General features: G+C 69.6%; 16 protein-coding genes. 4 read left to right on the plus strand and 12 right to left on the minus strand.

Annotated features, from left to right (window positions below; all coding sequences use genetic code 11):
- Positions 1-13: 13 nt before the first annotated feature.
- A complete protein-coding gene (locus ACFYZQ_RS07860; RefSeq protein WP_389142890.1) occupies positions 14-1,630 on the minus strand; it encodes an ADP-ribosyltransferase domain-containing protein in 1,617 nt (538 codons plus the stop codon).
- A gap of 113 nt (positions 1,631-1,743) precedes the next feature.
- Between ACFYZQ_RS07860 and ACFYZQ_RS07865 the strand changes: the two genes are divergently transcribed.
- Complete coding sequence (locus ACFYZQ_RS07865) at positions 1,744-2,421, plus strand: macro domain-containing protein (RefSeq protein WP_389142892.1); 678 nt, start codon at positions 1,744-1,746, stop codon at positions 2,419-2,421.
- Positions 2,422-2,460: 39 nt separating this feature from the next.
- Here ACFYZQ_RS07865 and ACFYZQ_RS07870 read toward each other — a convergent pair whose 3' ends face one another.
- The 3 genes from ACFYZQ_RS07870 to ACFYZQ_RS07880 form a co-directional block, all read right to left on the minus strand.
- Positions 2,461-2,724 carry a hypothetical protein gene (locus ACFYZQ_RS07870; protein ID WP_389142895.1) on the minus strand — a complete coding sequence of 88 codons (264 nt, stop codon included), beginning with the start codon at positions 2,722-2,724 and terminating at the stop codon, positions 2,461-2,463.
- Positions 2,725-2,964: 240 nt separating this feature from the next.
- On the minus strand, positions 2,965-4,539 hold the full coding sequence (locus tag ACFYZQ_RS07875) for an APC family permease (protein ID WP_389142898.1): 1,575 nt from the start codon (positions 4,537-4,539) through the stop codon (positions 2,965-2,967).
- 131 nt (positions 4,540-4,670) lie between these two features.
- Entirely contained in the window at positions 4,671-6,017 is a 1,347-nt protein-coding gene (locus ACFYZQ_RS07880; RefSeq protein WP_389142901.1) for an MFS transporter, read from the minus strand.
- A 263-nt stretch (positions 6,018-6,280) separates the two neighbouring features.
- On the opposite strand from ACFYZQ_RS07880, the gene ACFYZQ_RS07885 reads away from it, so the two are divergent.
- Positions 6,281-7,201, plus strand: a complete 921-nt coding sequence (locus ACFYZQ_RS07885) for a hypothetical protein (RefSeq protein ID WP_389142904.1) — start codon at positions 6,281-6,283, stop codon at positions 7,199-7,201.
- A 47-nt stretch (positions 7,202-7,248) separates the two neighbouring features.
- Here ACFYZQ_RS07885 and ACFYZQ_RS07890 read toward each other — a convergent pair whose 3' ends face one another.
- From ACFYZQ_RS07890 to ACFYZQ_RS07905, 4 genes are read right to left on the minus strand one after another with little or no spacing between them, the layout of a single operon-like run.
- Positions 7,249-8,490, minus strand: a complete 1,242-nt coding sequence (locus ACFYZQ_RS07890) for a cytochrome P450 (protein ID WP_389142907.1) — start codon at positions 8,488-8,490, stop codon at positions 7,249-7,251.
- Positions 8,487-9,470, minus strand: coding sequence for an amidohydrolase family protein (locus tag ACFYZQ_RS07895; protein ID WP_389142910.1), 984 nt, complete (start codon positions 9,468-9,470; stop codon positions 8,487-8,489). Before ACFYZQ_RS07895 ends, ACFYZQ_RS07890 begins: the two co-directional genes overlap by 4 nt.
- Positions 9,467-10,354: an NAD(P)-dependent oxidoreductase gene (locus ACFYZQ_RS07900; RefSeq protein ID WP_389142912.1), complete on the minus strand. Its 888-nt coding sequence runs from the start codon at positions 10,352-10,354 to the stop codon at positions 9,467-9,469. Before ACFYZQ_RS07900 ends, ACFYZQ_RS07895 begins: the two co-directional genes overlap by 4 nt.
- Positions 10,351-10,689: an antibiotic biosynthesis monooxygenase family protein gene (locus tag ACFYZQ_RS07905; RefSeq protein ID WP_389142915.1), complete on the minus strand. Its 339-nt coding sequence runs from the start codon at positions 10,687-10,689 to the stop codon at positions 10,351-10,353. The genes ACFYZQ_RS07900 and ACFYZQ_RS07905 overlap by 4 nt, the downstream gene beginning before the upstream one ends.
- A gap of 230 nt (positions 10,690-10,919) precedes the next feature.
- On the opposite strand from ACFYZQ_RS07905, the gene ACFYZQ_RS07910 reads away from it, so the two are divergent.
- The gene (locus ACFYZQ_RS07910) at positions 10,920-11,354 is read left to right on the plus strand and encodes a GNAT family N-acetyltransferase (protein WP_389142918.1); all 435 of its coding nucleotides are present in this window, start codon (positions 10,920-10,922) and stop codon (positions 11,352-11,354) included.
- 54 nt (positions 11,355-11,408) lie between these two features.
- Here the strand turns inward: ACFYZQ_RS07910 and ACFYZQ_RS07915 are convergent, their stop codons facing one another.
- On the minus strand, positions 11,409-11,795 hold the full coding sequence (locus tag ACFYZQ_RS07915; protein ID WP_389142921.1) for a hypothetical protein: 387 nt from the start codon (positions 11,793-11,795) through the stop codon (positions 11,409-11,411).
- Between the two features lie 146 nt (positions 11,796-11,941).
- Here ACFYZQ_RS07915 and ACFYZQ_RS07920 point away from each other — a divergent pair, with 146 nt between their 5' ends.
- Positions 11,942-12,433, plus strand: coding sequence for a GNAT family N-acetyltransferase (locus ACFYZQ_RS07920; RefSeq protein WP_389142924.1), 492 nt, complete (start codon positions 11,942-11,944; stop codon positions 12,431-12,433).
- A 1-nt stretch (position 12,434) separates the two neighbouring features.
- Here ACFYZQ_RS07920 and ACFYZQ_RS07925 read toward each other — a convergent pair whose 3' ends face one another.
- The 3 genes from ACFYZQ_RS07925 to sbnA all read right to left on the minus strand — a co-directional run bounded on the left by ACFYZQ_RS07925 (position 12,435) and on the right by sbnA (position 14,364).
- On the minus strand, positions 12,435-12,605 hold the full coding sequence (locus tag ACFYZQ_RS07925) for a hypothetical protein (protein WP_389142926.1): 171 nt from the start codon (positions 12,603-12,605) through the stop codon (positions 12,435-12,437).
- A 179-nt stretch (positions 12,606-12,784) separates the two neighbouring features.
- Positions 12,785-13,237 (minus strand): VOC family protein, encoded by a 453-nt coding sequence (locus ACFYZQ_RS07930; RefSeq protein ID WP_389143247.1) that lies wholly within the window; start codon positions 13,235-13,237, stop codon positions 12,785-12,787.
- Between the two features lie 92 nt (positions 13,238-13,329).
- Complete coding sequence (gene sbnA, locus ACFYZQ_RS07935) at positions 13,330-14,364, minus strand: 2,3-diaminopropionate biosynthesis protein SbnA (RefSeq protein WP_389142929.1); 1,035 nt, start codon at positions 14,362-14,364, stop codon at positions 13,330-13,332.
- Positions 14,365-14,400: the final 36 nt, after the last annotated feature.

Below are 14,400 nucleotides of genomic sequence, written 5' to 3' on the forward strand. Positions count from 1 at the left end.
GAGGCTCGGCCGGTCAGGACACGAGGCTCTGCTCGGTCAGTTCGGTCAGTTTCACCGTGCACAGGCCACCGCGCTCGGCCTTCACGTCCGTCACCTTCAGCTGTGTGCCCGGCAGGAGAATGAACTCCTCCTCGCCCGTGAACGCGGAGAACTCGCGGATGCCGACGGCCCGTACGGGTTCCACCTCGAAGAGCGTCCGCTTGCCCCGACCGCCGAGGAACGCCCGTGCCACGCCGAGCTCGGACGTGCACGAGGACACACCCCACCAGGTCACGGTCCGCCCGACCGGGTACTGCGCCCGCAGGTCCAGCGGCACTCCACGCCACAACGGCTCCGTACGGACCGCGAGCCCCGACACCGCGGAGAACAGCAGCCGCAGATACGGGAGGTACGGGACGATCCTCGACCGGTCCGGGTCGCGCAGGACGGCGTTGATCTCCCGGTAGAACGCGGATTCGCAGGTGTAGAGGTAGAGCGCGGCGACCGCGTCCGCGGACAGCCTCGCGGCACCCTCGTCCACCCGTCGCTTGCCGAACTCGTGAGACCGCTGAACCTGCCGGTCGAGACCGGACAGCAGCTTGGCGACGGGGCCGACGGCGTCGCGGAAGTCCATGAGCGGAGTGTCGAACACGCCGGTGATCGCATCGAGGACAAGTCCCTCGTCCTTGACGCTGGAAAGCCGTTCCAGGTAGAGCTGGTGCAGTTCCATGGTGGACGTGATGAACGCGCCCATGCGTTCGGCGACGCTGCCGTCCCTCCCGTCGGCCCCCGCCGCGCGCTTGTCCCACCCACTGCTCGGCAGCCAGTCCACCGCCTCCGCGCCCACCGACGCCAAAGCGTCGTTCACCATGGCGAAGTGGTCGCCGTCGCAGAAGATGTCGCCCTGCGCCGCGGGATTGCAGTGGTCGATGTGCCTGACCTCGACCTCGGGGTACTTCTTCTGCAGCTGGAGGACGACCTTCTTCAGGCTGCGGGCGTGAGCGCCCCACCATGCGAAGACGACGCCACGGTCCTCGTCGTCGGCGTCCTGCTTGGCCTTGAGGATCTCCTCGACGATCCGCTCCGCGACCGGACGCCAGAAAGCGGTGTGCGGGTCGGCTCCCCTCGGACCGTCACTGCTGGCCGTGAGAGCCGCGTTCAGCAGCAGCACGCCCTGCGTCAGCATCGCCTGGAACCACTCCGGCGGCTGGACGGTGTCCTGCTTCTTCAACAACGCGCGGACGTCGGCTATCGGCGTTTTCCTGGGGATGCCGTACTTCCACATCGCCGCCGCCTTGATGATGCAGCGGATGCTGACCACCCTGCCGAACTGACTGTCCTTCCAGTCGTGGAAGGTGTTGTCGAACATGGCGATGCCGGTGGCGCTCTCCGGCCGCGGGTAGGGGTTCTGGCCGAAGACGACGACCTTCCACTTGTGCGGCGGATTGGGCTTGAGCGCCTGGAAGGTCAGTTCGCGGACGGGAACGACGTCCGGGCCGCGGCCCGGGCCGATGAACGAGGCCGCGTTCGGCTGGGCCTCGATGACCGGCTTCAGCAGCGGAAGCCATGGTTCACCGCCGCCCTTGAACAGTTCGGCGAGGGCCAGCGGATCGTTCGGGTCGGGCTGTGCGGGGGCGTCGTCGTCGATCATGGCCGGGAGGCTAGCAGCGGGGTACGACAACGCAGCTTCCCCAACTGCGTTGTCAGTGGGGCCCTGTAGCGTCGTGATCGCTGGAAGGACCGTTTCCGATGGGAGTGTGGACGATGACCGTGAACCGCGTGCAGCCGCCGCTCAAGGTGGTGTTGACCGACGTCAACACGAAGGTGGTCGAGGCGTGGCGGGCGGCGTTCGCCGACACTCCCGGGATCGAGATCCGCAAGGGCTCGATACTCGACGAGACCGTCGACGCGTGGGTCAGCCCGACCAACTCCCGGGGCCGGATGGACGGCGGGGTCGACGCGGCCGTCAAGCGGTACCTCGGAGCGGGCATCCAACTGCGCGTACAGCGCGCGATCCGCGACCGGTTCGCGGGAAACCTGCCGGTGGGCAGCGCCGTGTGCGTTCCGTCCGGGGCGGTGAACCCCAGGTTCCTGATCTCGACGCCGACGATGGAAACGTCCTCACAGAACGTGAGTGAGACCGTGAACGTGGCCCTGGCCTGCGCCGCCGCGTTCCAGGCGATCCACTGGCAGAACGAGGCGGAGCCGGGCAGCATCGGATCGGTGGCGCTGGTCGGTATGGGCGCCCGGACCGGCCGGGTCCCGGCGCGGGTGTGCGCCAACCTGATGTGGACGGGCTACACGCTGTTCACCGACTACCGCTTCGAGGACTACGACGACCTGCGCAGCACCATCCTCGCGCAACTCGACGACATCGAGAACGCCCCCGAGGAGAAGCGCGTGCGCATAGCACCGCCCAAGCGCGCCACGGCCCGCCGCTGACTGCCCGGGGCGCGCTCCTGCGCGTCCCGAACGAGCGCCTCAGACAGGCGGAGTGAGCAGTACACCAAGCATCCGGCGCACGCTCCGCAGCGGTGCTCCGGTGACCAGGCCGACCACGAGGGCGGCGACCCCGCCGGCTCCGGCCAGCAGCCGCAGCACGTCGGGAACGCTCATCCCGGCGACCGTTGCCAGAACGGAGCTCAGACAGATGATGATCACGATCACCACCGCCTCGGACCCGCCCAGCCGCCGAGGGCCGGGGACGTCGGGCTCGACGCAGGCAGCTGATGAAGACTTCGACATGGAGGCCTCCCTGAAGGTAGAGGCCCGGCGACCGAGGCCGCCGGACAGCGGCTCCAACCAGAAGCGCCACGGGCGGTTGCCACCGCCACTGAGCAGTGGCGCAGTCGGCACCACCCGATTTCGATACGGCCACACACAACTGGCCGGTCTTCAGAAGTTCCGCCCCGGCGAGCCGCGATTCTTGGTTGCCAGGCGCCTGTCAGTTCACGGTTCGGCGGCACCGTCCGGGCGTTCTGGATATTAAGGCATATTCGATCCGCGCACGCTCACGCCGCGCCCAACCGGCCGGGACTTGACGCCGGACGAAGTACGGGTCGGCTTGCCGAGCGCCCAGAAGAGCACGCCGAGAAGCATGAACCCCACCAGCGGAACGGCCTCCGTCAGCAGGTACTTCCAGCGCTCGCCGTAACTCCAGCCGTCCGGCGCGTAGTCGGAACCGAACCAGTGGTCACCGAGTCCGGGGGCGACCAGCTGCACACTGGCGAACAGGATCAACAGGGTGAGCACCACGCTGATGGTGCGGGGGAAGGGCGCCTTGTAGGGGCGGGAGACGTCCGGGGCCTTGCGGCGCAGTACCGCGAGCGCCGGGAAGATGCCCAGGTAGCTGACGAGGGTGGTGGAGACGGCCAGGCCGAGGACCGCCCCGAAGAGCTTGGCCGCGCTGCCGCCGGTCAGTTCGTGGGCCAGGACCAGGACGATGGTGGAGACCACCCCGCTGAGGATGTTGACCCGCACCGGAGTGCCGAACCTGCTGGAGATGACGCCGAGGAAGCGGGGCGCGGCCCCGTCGTAGCCGGAGACGGCGAGGGCGCGGTCGGAACCCATGACCCAAGTGACCCCGGACGACAGCACCGTGAGGATGAACATGATCGCGGCGACATCCCCGAGCACGCTGCCCGCGCCGCTGAGCGTGGCGGTGCCGTCGGCGGCGACGTGGCCGCCGTACACGGTGAACACCTGACGGATCGCGTCGACGAATCCGCCCAGGCCGGAAATGGCCTTGACCGGCAGGACGAGCAGGATGCCGAGGATCGGCAGCGCGTACAGCGCGACGGCGAGACCGGCGCTGCGGAAGATGGCGAAGGGCACGTCCCGCTGGGCGTCGGTCATCTCGTCGCCCGCGGTGTTCGGCAGCTCGAATCCGACGTAGTTGAACATCAGGACGGGAACCAGACCGACGAATCCCGCGTACGTCGGGGAAAAGTCGCCGGGCCCGAAGCCGTGCAGGCCGTGCTGGATGCCGTACACCACGACGGTCACGGTGAACAGGCCGAGCAGGACGAAGCGGCTCCAGGCGCCCACGGTGGGAATCCACTTGCCGACGTCGAAGGAGAGGATCGCGGCGAGCACGCCCAGCCAGACGAACACCAGGGTGAAGGCGTAGAAGGCCGGAGTGCTCAGGTCCTTCCCGTCGTTGAAGAAAACGGTGAAGGCGGTGACGGCGGAAACGGACAGCGTGCCGCCGAGCCACACCGGGTTCGTGATCCAGTACAGGAAGTTGTTGACGGCACCGGCGAGCCGTCCGAAGGCCCGGCTGGTCCAGATGTAGGGACCGCCCTCGTCGGGGAACGCGGCCCCGAGCTCGGCGGTCAGCAACGCGGAGGGCACGAAGAAGACGACGGCCAGCACGATGAGCCAGGTGAAGGCCTCGGCCCCGGACGAGGCGACGGTGCCGATGGTGTCCACCCCGACGATGGTGCAGAGGAGGAAGAAGAGGATGTCGAAGCGGCCGAAGTGCTTGCGCAGCTTCTTCCGCTCCACCTGGGCAGCTGCCGGCGTGTCGGCCGGCTCGGAGATTATTTGACCAGCGGCCACCGGAAACTCCTGCGTGCTCTTGGTGCGCGGGCGGGATTCGGCCAATAATCCGCCGGCCCGCAGAACCCCACAAGCGTTCATGTACAACTCTTGACCATGAGTCCCGGCGGTCGGCCGAGCGGCCCGCCGGGTCAGCGACCGCCCGCGTCCGCCCTGGCCGGCACGCACAGCCACGCCAGGGCCGCGGCGGTCAGATAGGCGAGGGACCCGATGGCCATGCTGGTGCGCTGTCCGGACCCGTAGTCGGTGCTCACGGCCAGCAGGCTGCCCCCGAGTGCCACACCGGTGGCACTGCCGATCTGGCGGGTGGTGTTGAACAGTGCGGAGGCCGCTCCCGCGTACTCCGGGGGAGCGGCCCCCATCACGGTGGCCGTCGAGCCGGTGAGCGCGAAGGACGTACCGAAGCCGGTGGCCATCATCGGGGCCACCAGCAGCGCGTAGGCGGGATCGGACCCCGCCGCGGCCCAGCCGGCCAGCCCGACGGCGCCCAACAGCATGCCCGAGATCACCAGCGGACGATCACCGGTGCGGCGGGTCAGCCGGCCGGACAGGACAGAGGCGAACATGGTCACCGCCACCGCCGGGAACAACGCCAGTCCGGTCTTCAGGGCGCTGAAGCCCCGCCCGCGCTGGAAGTACAGGCTGGCGGTGAACACCATGCCGTAGAAACCGAAGTTGAACAGCAGGCCGATGAGGGCCCCGCCGCCCATCGCGCGTGTACGCAGCAGACGCAGCGGAAGGGCGGGGAACCGGGCGAGCCGCTCGCGCACCACGAACGCCGCGACGGCCAGCACCGTCAGGCCCAGCCCGGAGAGGACGGCGGGGTCGGACCAGCCGCGCCGTCCCGCCTCGTTCAGCGCCGCGGTCAGCGATGCCACCGCCGCCACCACGGCGCACTGCGCGGGCCGGTCCAGGGCCCGATCGGCATGCCGCGGCGACGGTGCGACGTACCGCGAGGTCAGCAGGAGGCACCCCACACCGACGGGCAGATTGATGAGGAAGACCCACCGCCAGCCCACCGTGGACACCAGCAGCCCGCCCAGCAGCGGTCCGGCGGAGGCCGCGATGCCCGCCATCGACCCCCACAGCCCGAAGGCCCGCGAGCGTGCCGCCGGCACCGGATAGGCCTCCTGGAGCAGGGCGAGGGAGCCGGGGACGATCAGTGCCGCGCCGAGCCCCTCCACCAGCCGGGCCGCGACGAGGAAAGGTGCACTCGGCGCGAACGCGCACGCCGCCGAGGACACCGTGAACACGACCACGCCCGAACAGAAGACGCGCCGGTTTCCCAGCCGGTCGCCCAGCGCGCCCCCGGTCATCAGGAACCCGGCGAAGACCAGGGTGTACCCGTCGGTGATCCACTGGATGCCGGTCAGCGAGGCCGACAGGTCCCGGCCCACCGCCGGCACGGCCACGTTGATGATCGTGACGTCCAGGATGACCATGAAGTACCCGGTGCAGACGGCCGGCAGCGGTGCCACGTCCCGATTATCGAGCCTCCCGAGCGACCGGGTGGGGGAGGCCGAACCGGGCCTTACGCAGTACGAGTGAATCAGCGGGCCTTTTGGCTCGGCGCCGGTGGCGGATCTTCTACGGTCTGGCGAGAAGATCCGGACGGGGGGCCGGTTGAAAGGCGCACCGGATGTTGGGATTGGGGAAGTCGCCGGACGAACTCGCAGTCCGCGCGGACCGCTGCCGTTGGACCACGGCGAAAGCCTGGGGAGTGATCGGGGCGGCATGTCTCATGGGAACGGCGCTGACCGTCGGTGGACGGTGGGCGACCGGGAGCGCGGCGGCACGGATGGTGGCCTCCGGACCGTCCGTCGCCTGCTGGGTGCTGACGGTCTCCCTGATGCTCCGCGCGCGAGGCGTGGGCGGACTGGTCCGCAGACGCCTGCTGCTGCTGGCGGGTTCCGCGGCATCCGGGGGTGTGTACCGGGGAGCGGTCAACGTCCTCTCGGCTCACCCTCGGGTGTGGGGACGCGACGCGCTCGGTTCGATGGTGGTCATGGGAGTGACGCTGGCGATCGGGCTGGGGATGGCCGGTCTGGTCGTCGCGGCCGATGCGGGTGCGGGCCGGCACGTCCTTCTGCGGCGTCTCTTCGACGGGGTCGTCACAGCCGGGTCCGTGTTCATGACGGGATGGGTACTGCTGTGGAAGGCCGGTGACGGCTGGCGGGTGGGGACGGGATTGGTGGGGGTTCTGTGGGGCGCGGAAGTCGTGTTCCTGAGCTTTCTGTTCGCCCTGCGCCGTCTCGTACGGGGTGACCAGCGGGCCACCCTCTGGATAGGGGGCGTCGGGCTCTCGCTCACCCTGCTCGGCGACACCCTGCGGCTGTGGGCGGCCGGCCCGCACGGCCCCGCTCCGATGTCCGACCGGCTGGTCGACTTCTGCGTCGCCGCCGGACTGCTGGTGGTCGCGGCCGGCCCGTGGGTACCTGGCGGGGCGAGCGTCCTGGTGGCCGGCCGGCCGACCTTGCGACTGGGAATGGAGGGCGCCGCGGCTTTCATCCCCCTGGTGGTGTGCACGGTCACCGCGCTGGGATACACGTTGGCCCCGACGTCCCGGGACCCGGTGCCGCTGCTGGTGGGCGGGACGGTACTGCTGAGCCTGTGGGCACGCCAGACGCTACTGCCGGGCGACAAGCCCCGAAGCGACGAATGAGAGCAGGCCCGGGTCTGTGGCCCGGGCCTGCTCCGGCGACGCGTCGGTCACCCGGCGGGGTCGAGCACGACCGGCAACTCCGCGAGGCCGCGGAAGGCCGGGAAGGGCACCTCCAGCCACCGCGGCTCACCGGCGGGATCGGCCGGAGCCATCCTCGGGAACCGGCCGAACAGGCCGGTGAGGGCCAGCTGTGTCTCCAGCCGGGCCAGCGGCGCCCCCAGACAGTAGTGGCTGCCGTGCCCGAACCCCAGATGGGCGTCCTGCGCGTTGTCGGGCCGCATCACATCGAGCTGGTCCGGCGCGTCGAACTTCCGCGGATCGCGGTTGGCCGAGCTGAGCGCGATCTGTACCAGGGCACCCTTCGGGATCCGCGTCCCGCCGTACTCCACGTCCTCGGTGGCGTAGCGGAACGTCGCGCTCTCCACGGAGCCGTCGTAGCGCACGAGCTCCTCGACCGCCGGACGGAGCAGCTCCGGGTCCTCCCGCACGGCGCGCAGTTGCGCCGGATGGGACAGCAGGTGATGGACGGCGTTGCCGATGAGGTACGCGGTCGTCTTGTGCCCTGCGAACATCAGCAGGAACGCGGTGGAGACCAGTTCGTTCTCGGTGAGCCCCCCGTCGTTGTCCCGGACCGCGGTGAGCGCGCTCAGCAGGTCGTCGCCCGGACGGTCGCGCTTGGCCGCGACGAGCTGCGAGAAGTACGCGTGCAGGTCCTCCTCCGCCTTCTGCTGAGCCCGCTTGGCCTCCGCACCGAAACCGGTCTGCGCCACCGTGGTGGACAGCCGCTGCAGCAGCGACCGCTCCTCGGGCGGCACGCCGAGCAGATCGCAGATCACGGTGATCGGCAGCGGGAACGCGAACGCGGGCAGCAGGTCGAAGGGCTCCCGGGTCGGGCACTCGTCGAGCAGGTTCTCGACGATCTCCTCGATCCGCGGGCGCAGGGCCTGGACGCGCCGTGGGGTGAACGCCGAGTTGACCAGCCTCCGCAGCCGGGTGTGCTTGGGCGGGTCGGAGTTCAGCATGTTGTCGTCGAGCGCGACGGACGAGTCACCGAAGATCTTCCGGTACGCGTCCATGGCCCCGTACATGTCCTTGCTCAGCCGTGGGTCCGACAGGGCGGCCCGCGCGTCCTCGTACCGTGTGATCAGGTACGTCTCGTTGCCGTGCGGTGGTCGCATGGGGCAGACCGGCGCCGCCTCCCGCAGCCGGGCGTAGACCGAGTGCGGGTCCCGCCGGAACTCCGGGGTGCACCGCTCGGCCGCGGTGACGGCCTCGTGCGTGGTGGTCACGGACGTCTCCTGAGGTCGAAGAGGGCCTCGGCGTTGCCGCCGAGGACGAGCTGCTGGGCGGCCTTGTCGACCGGCAGTTTCTCGATCATGCGGATGAACTCCCCGAGCGGCGCCGCCATCGGCGGGGAGTCGGTGCCGAACAGCATCCGTTCGGGCCCCAGCACCTCCGCGTTGAGGCTCAGGTGCGCTGCGCTGAACGGGCTTGTGTCGACGTACATGCGCCGGAGCGCCGCGGCCGGGTCGGACGCCGGCACCATGTCCGCGGGCGGGGCGGATGCCGCCCCGTCCCGGCCGGCGGGCGGCGCGCCCCCGGCCCAGTGCCGGGGACGCGCCGCCGTCTGCAGGCGCTCCGGCAGCAGCGCCATCGCGCCACCGCCGGTCGCACCGATCAGCCGCAGACCGGGGTACTTGTCCAGCCATCCCGCGAAGGCGATCATGGCCAGGCCCATGGTGACGTCGCCGAACCGGCCGATCTGCTCCACGAAGCCGAACTCGTCGACCCGCTCCGTGCCGGCCGGTTCGGCGGGGGCGTGCACCAGGACCGGCACGCCCGCCTCCGCGGCCAGCGCGAAGAACGAGTCGGCGCGTGGGGAGCCGAGCAGTTCGCCACGGACGCTGGACGTGGTGATCAACCCGACGAAAGCGGGGTCCGTCAAGGTCTCGCGCACCCCTTCGAGGTGGTCGTCGTCGCCGAACGGGTTGGCGTACACGTATCCGCGCAACTGGTCCGGGAACCTGGCGATGAGGCCCGACATCCAGGCGTGGAAGCCGCGCAGCCGGTCGCGTGGTTGCGCGTAGTTGTCGACGCCCGGGACCCGCGCCATCGCGCCGGCCCCTACGGGGCTGCCGATGATGGTCAGGTCGATTCCGGCCTCGGCGCGAGCGGCGAGCATGCCGTCGACGTCGGTCAGGCTCGGGGGCATGGGGAAGCGTTCGGCCGCTTCGGGTGGGGACAGGTGCCCGTGGATGTCGATGATCACGTGTGGCTTCCCGGTTTCGGTGTGAGTGCGCGGGTGACCGCGGCACAGTCCTCGTCGCCCAGTCCCAGCTCGGTGGCGCGGACGTGGGTCTCCGCCGCCGCGGTCGCCAGCGGCAGGTGCAGGCCGACCGCCGCTGCCTGCTTGGAAGCGAGCATGAGGTCTTTGGCCATCAGGCGCAGCCGGAAGTCCGGCTCGTCGAACCGGCCGGAGGCCAGGCGCCGCGACTTGAACGCCATGACCGGCGAGGCGAAGCCGCTGCCCGCGATCGTCTTCAGGACCAGCTGGCGGTCGAGTCCGCAGGCGGCCGCCAGCTCACTGGCCTCCGCCAGGGCCTGCACCTCTATGCCCATCAGCAGGTTGAGGAGCAGTTTCACCCGCATGCCGGAGCCGAGTGCGCCCAGATGGACCACTTCCTTGCCGAGGATGCGCAGCAGCGCACGGCCGGCGTCGAACGCCTGCTCCTCGCCTCCGACGAACAGCCGGAGTTCGCCGTCGCGGGCGTGGTCCCGGTTGCCGAGCATGCCGACGTCCAGGACCGACGGGCAGTCCCCGGCCACTTGGACGACCTCTTCGGGGGCGACGGTGCTGGCGCAGATCAGGACCCCGGGGTAGGGGCCGTCGGCGAGCACGCCGTCCGGCCCCCGCAGCACCGCGCCCAGGGCTTCGCCGTCGGCGACGGCGCAGATGGCGGCGGTCGTCCCCGCGACGGCGTCGGCGGGGTGGGCCGCCACGAAGGCGCCCGCCTCGGCGAGCGGCTCGGTCCGCTCCGCGGTGCGGTTCCAGACCCGGACCGCGATGCCCTGGTCGAGGAGTCGGGCGGCCAGACCGCTGCCCATCGTGCCGAGACCGAGCACGGCGACGGGCCCGTCCGTTGCCCGGGTCATGACGACACCCCGCGAGTCTCCTTGACGACCCGGTACCGCAGCGACTGCGTCGAGTCGACCCACTGGCGCAGCGGAGCCACCAGCGCGCGGTGCTCCTCGCTCTGCTGCCAGGCGAAGAAGTGCTCGGCCGTCTTCCACTCGCTGGTGATCACCCACAGACGAGAGTCGTCCACGGGTTCGCCCAGCCTCTCGACGATGTGGCCGGGGGTGCTGGAGACGGATTTCCGGAGTTCCTCGTACATGTCCAGGAACCCCTGCTCGCCGCCCTCGGTCACACGGACCGTGAAGACGACGCCCAGTTTCTCGGCCGAACGGCCCTTCTGCTCGGTGCCCATGTCTCCTCCTGATGGTGGGATCCGGTGGGACACGACATCCACCGACTCATGTCCTCCGAGCGGACGCAACTCCGAATGGGGGACGGGCCCGCGGGGACAAGGGGCTCACGCTGTGTGGTTGGTCCATTCGGGTGGGTGACGAAGCACGGGAGGCGGTCCCTGTCCGGAGCGGGGGCGAAGTGCTCGGTTATTCACTTCTGAGCTGTGCCGCCTGCTCCTGGAGTGCGGTCGTGGAGATCAGTTACCGATCGTTCGTCGCCTCTGAGATCGACGCGCTGGAGCACTTCCTGGTGCGGGACGTATGGCCGTTTCACACATCGAGTCACGTCAACGGGCACAAGGTCCGCGAGTGGGTGTCGGACGGTGTGTTCGAGAGTGAGGAGACGCGCACCTTCTGGATCACCGTCGACGGTGATGCCGCCGGCTTGCTCAGGCTGATGGACCTGGGTGACGACACGCCGTTGTTCGACCTCAGGATCGCATCGCGTCACCGAGGCCGAGGCGTGGGCTCGCACACCGTTGCCTGGCTCACGCAGTACCTGTTCACCGAATTGCCAAGGAGGCCCACTATCGCGACGCATGGCCCGGAGCCGGAGGCCGCCACGACTCGGTCGGGTACGCGATCCTACGCCGTGACTGGCGAACAGGCACCGTCACGGCAGTGAACTGGGACGGCGGGTTGTGACCCACTCGCGCCCCGGCCCTGCGCGACGCCGCTCTCAGTACCCCGCCGGACGGTAGTACCCCAGCACCGCCGCCAGTTGCGCGAACCACTGCCCCAGCAGTTCGCGCGGCTTCGCCTGCACGACGCACTCGTAGACCCTGCCGTCGAGGTGGACGACGGCCATCATCAGGGCCTTGCCCGAGGGGCTCGCCCTGTAGTGGACGCTGCGGATCTCCTGCCAGGGGAACTCGGCGGTGACGTCGTGGTCCTCGAAGGCCACGCCCTCCACGTCGACCACGATCGAGTTGTGGCGGTCGACGGCCATGAACTCCGGGCCCGAGGGGGCGGCTTGGGGCGGCATCGGTGGCTGGGCATACTGCGGTGGCGGGGGGCCGAAACCCTGTGGCTGCTGGTGGTGGCCGTACGGCGGCTGGTTCGTCATGAGCCCCCCGATCGCTCGCGCTGCGTCGTCTCCTACGGGAACCTACCCGCCGCAGACCGACCGAGCCGCACCCGGGCCCTGTCGGGCTCGGTCGGTCAGCGGAAAACCCGGGTGACCCGGAGGCCCCGCCTGGGTACAGTCGCGCGGTGCCTGAGCTGAAGCGACTCGATGCCGGTCATGCCCCGGAGGTGCTGGCCTTCGAGCTGGCGAACCGCGCCTACTTCGCTGCCTCGGTCCCCGACCGCGGCGACGACTACTTCGACCGGTTCACCGACCGGTTCAGCGCCTTGCTGGCCGAGCAGGAGGCGGGTATCTGCGCCTTCTACGTGCTCGTCGCCGATGACGGCCCGGTACTGGGCCGGTTCAACCTGTACGACCCCGAGGACGGCACCGCCCACCTCGGCTACCGGGTCGCGCAGCACGTCACCGGCCGCGGCGTGGCGACCGCGACCGTGCGGGAGCTGTGCAGGATGGCGGCGGAGCTGCACGGGCTGCGTACACTGCGTGCGGCCACCGCACTCGAGAACGCCGCGTCCCGGAGGGTGCTGACCAAGGCCGGGTTCAAGCCGGTGGGTCCGGCCGGCCCGGCAGACCTCGGCGGCAAGCAAGGCACCTGGTATCAGCGCGACCTCGAGTGATTCACCGGACGACGCGCGTGACCACCCCGTCCTCGGGATCCCCGAATCTGGAGATCAGCTGCTCGTCGCTCATGCGGTCCACTTCTTCGTTCCGTTCGACGGGAAAGATCACGTGGGTGCCCTTGTCCGTCCAGTACTCGACGATGCGGTGTGTCGTGGTTGCCCGACCCATGCTGTGCTCCCTTGTGGCGCGTGGGGTTCAGGGTGCTTCTGCGCAGGTCGAAGGGTCAAGAGGAATTTGGGCTTCCGTTTTGGTTTGCAGAAGCGTAGATTCCGGGTACCTCGCGACGGCGCCTTCCGGGCGTCGGCCCGCCGGTCCCGGGACGGCGGGCCACGCGGGGGCCAACCTGATCAGTGAACGCAGAACTCGTTGCCCTCTGGGTCCTGCATCAGAACACTGAACGAATTCGAGTCCTCAGAGTCCTGAACGCGCAACTGGGACGCGCCCGCGGTCTCGAGTCGCTCCACCTCGGCAAGCACTCGCTCCTTGCGAGTGGCGAACGGGACACCGCGCCCTCCGCCCACGCCCAGATCCAGGTGGAGCCGGTTCTTGACGGCCTTCGGCTCGGGTACCTGCTGGAACCAGATCCGCGGGCCGACGCCGTTCGGATCGACGACGGAGTCGCTGCAGTCGCCCGAGCCCAGCTCCTCCTCCGACACCCCCTGGTCCAGCCAGTACGCCCGCCAGGTGGCGAACGGTGCAGGCGGTGGCTCGACTTGGTACCTCAGCGCGGCGGCCCAGAAGGCCGCGAGTCGCTCGGGATCAGCGCAGTCGATGGTCAGCTGAATCTTGGGATGAGTGATCACTTGGTCAACTGTACTGTCGTATGCGCGTCAACTCGCCTCGGTTTTCGCCGTGTTGGCCGCCCCGGCGAGTGACCGTCGGACAACGCACCCTACGGTGTGCCGGGCGACCGCATCGACGGTGCCGAGGGTGCCGACGGGACTTGACGGGGACCGGCGTGAGGCCGCGCATCGGCGGGCAGGATGTCGTCGCCGTAGAGAGCGTGTATCCAGTTGGCCTGGTAGATGGTGTCGAGGTAGCGCTCGCCGAGGTCCGGTGCGATGGCCACCGCGGTGGGCGGCCGGGCGTCGTACCGGGACAGCCAGTCGATCGCCCCGCTGACCACAGTGCCCGTGGAGCCCCCGAACAGGAAGCCGTGGCTGGCCAGTTGGTGGCAGGCCCGGATGGTGTCGGCCTCCTCGACCTGTATCGCCTCGTCCACGTACGAGGTGTCCAGCAAGGGTGGTCGGATGCTCATGCCCAGACCGGGGAGCATACGGCGCCCCGGCGCTCCGCCGAACGTCACGGAGCCGACCGTGTCGACCGCGACGATCCGCACGGGGCGGTGCCAGCGCCGGAACCAACGGGCACATCCCATGAGCGTTCCGGTGGTACCCGCACCGACGAACAGCACGTCGAGGTGAGGGAACCATCGCGCGATGGCCGGTGCTGTCCGGTGGTAGTGGGCCTTCCAGTTGTGCGCGTTGGTGTACTGGCTCAGCCACACGTACCGCTTGTCCCTCAGGCACAGCCTGCGGATGTGCTCGAGACGGGCACCGAGAAAACCGCTCTCGGGGCTGGGCTCGGTGACGACGTGGACGTGGGCGCCGAGCGCCTCCATCAACAGCCGCGTCGACAGGTTGCAGCGCGAGTCGGTCACACACAGGAACCGGTAGCCCTTGCTTGCCGCGATCACGCTCAGAGCCACGCCCATGTTGCCCGACGAGGACTCCACCAGGATCGAGTCGGGCGTGATGATCCCCTCCCGTTCCGCGGCCTCGACCATCTCCGTCGCCGGTTTCAGCTTGATCGAGCCGGCGAAATTGAAGCCTTCGCACTTCAGGAACAACGGGAGCCCGAAGATCGACTGCAGGTCGACGTAGAGATCGTTCTCGTTGAAGCCGGCGGGCTCGGATATGACTGGCACGATGGCCTCCGTTGGTGAGAGCGGCTCGGTGCCCGA

Origin of the sequence: Streptomyces sp. NPDC001843 (assembly GCF_042891955.1) — a bacterium.
GTDB lineage: Bacteria > Actinomycetota > Actinomycetes > Streptomycetales > Streptomycetaceae > Streptomyces.

What these genes read in the sequence shown, in the direction of transcription:
- ACFYZQ_RS07860 (WP_389142890.1), bottom strand. Translation starts at nt 1,630, where the DNA reads ATGATCGACGACGACGCCCCCGCACAGCCCGACCCGAACGATCCGCTG.
- ACFYZQ_RS07865 (WP_389142892.1), top strand. Translation starts at nt 1,744, where the DNA reads ATGACCGTGAACCGCGTGCAGCCGCCGCTCAAGGTGGTGTTGACCGAC.
- ACFYZQ_RS07870 (WP_389142895.1), bottom strand. Translation starts at nt 2,724, where the DNA reads ATGTCGAAGTCTTCATCAGCTGCCTGCGTCGAGCCCGACGTCCCCGGC.
- ACFYZQ_RS07885 (WP_389142904.1), top strand. Translation starts at nt 6,281, where the DNA reads ATGGGAACGGCGCTGACCGTCGGTGGACGGTGGGCGACCGGGAGCGCG.
- ACFYZQ_RS07900 (WP_389142912.1), bottom strand. Translation starts at nt 10,354, where the DNA reads ATGACCCGGGCAACGGACGGGCCCGTCGCCGTGCTCGGTCTCGGCACG.
- ACFYZQ_RS07905 (WP_389142915.1), bottom strand. Translation starts at nt 10,689, where the DNA reads ATGGGCACCGAGCAGAAGGGCCGTTCGGCCGAGAAACTGGGCGTCGTC.
- ACFYZQ_RS07915 (WP_389142921.1), bottom strand. Translation starts at nt 11,795, where the DNA reads ATGACGAACCAGCCGCCGTACGGCCACCACCAGCAGCCACAGGGTTTC.
- ACFYZQ_RS07925 (WP_389142926.1), bottom strand. Translation starts at nt 12,605, where the DNA reads ATGGGTCGGGCAACCACGACACACCGCATCGTCGAGTACTGGACGGAC.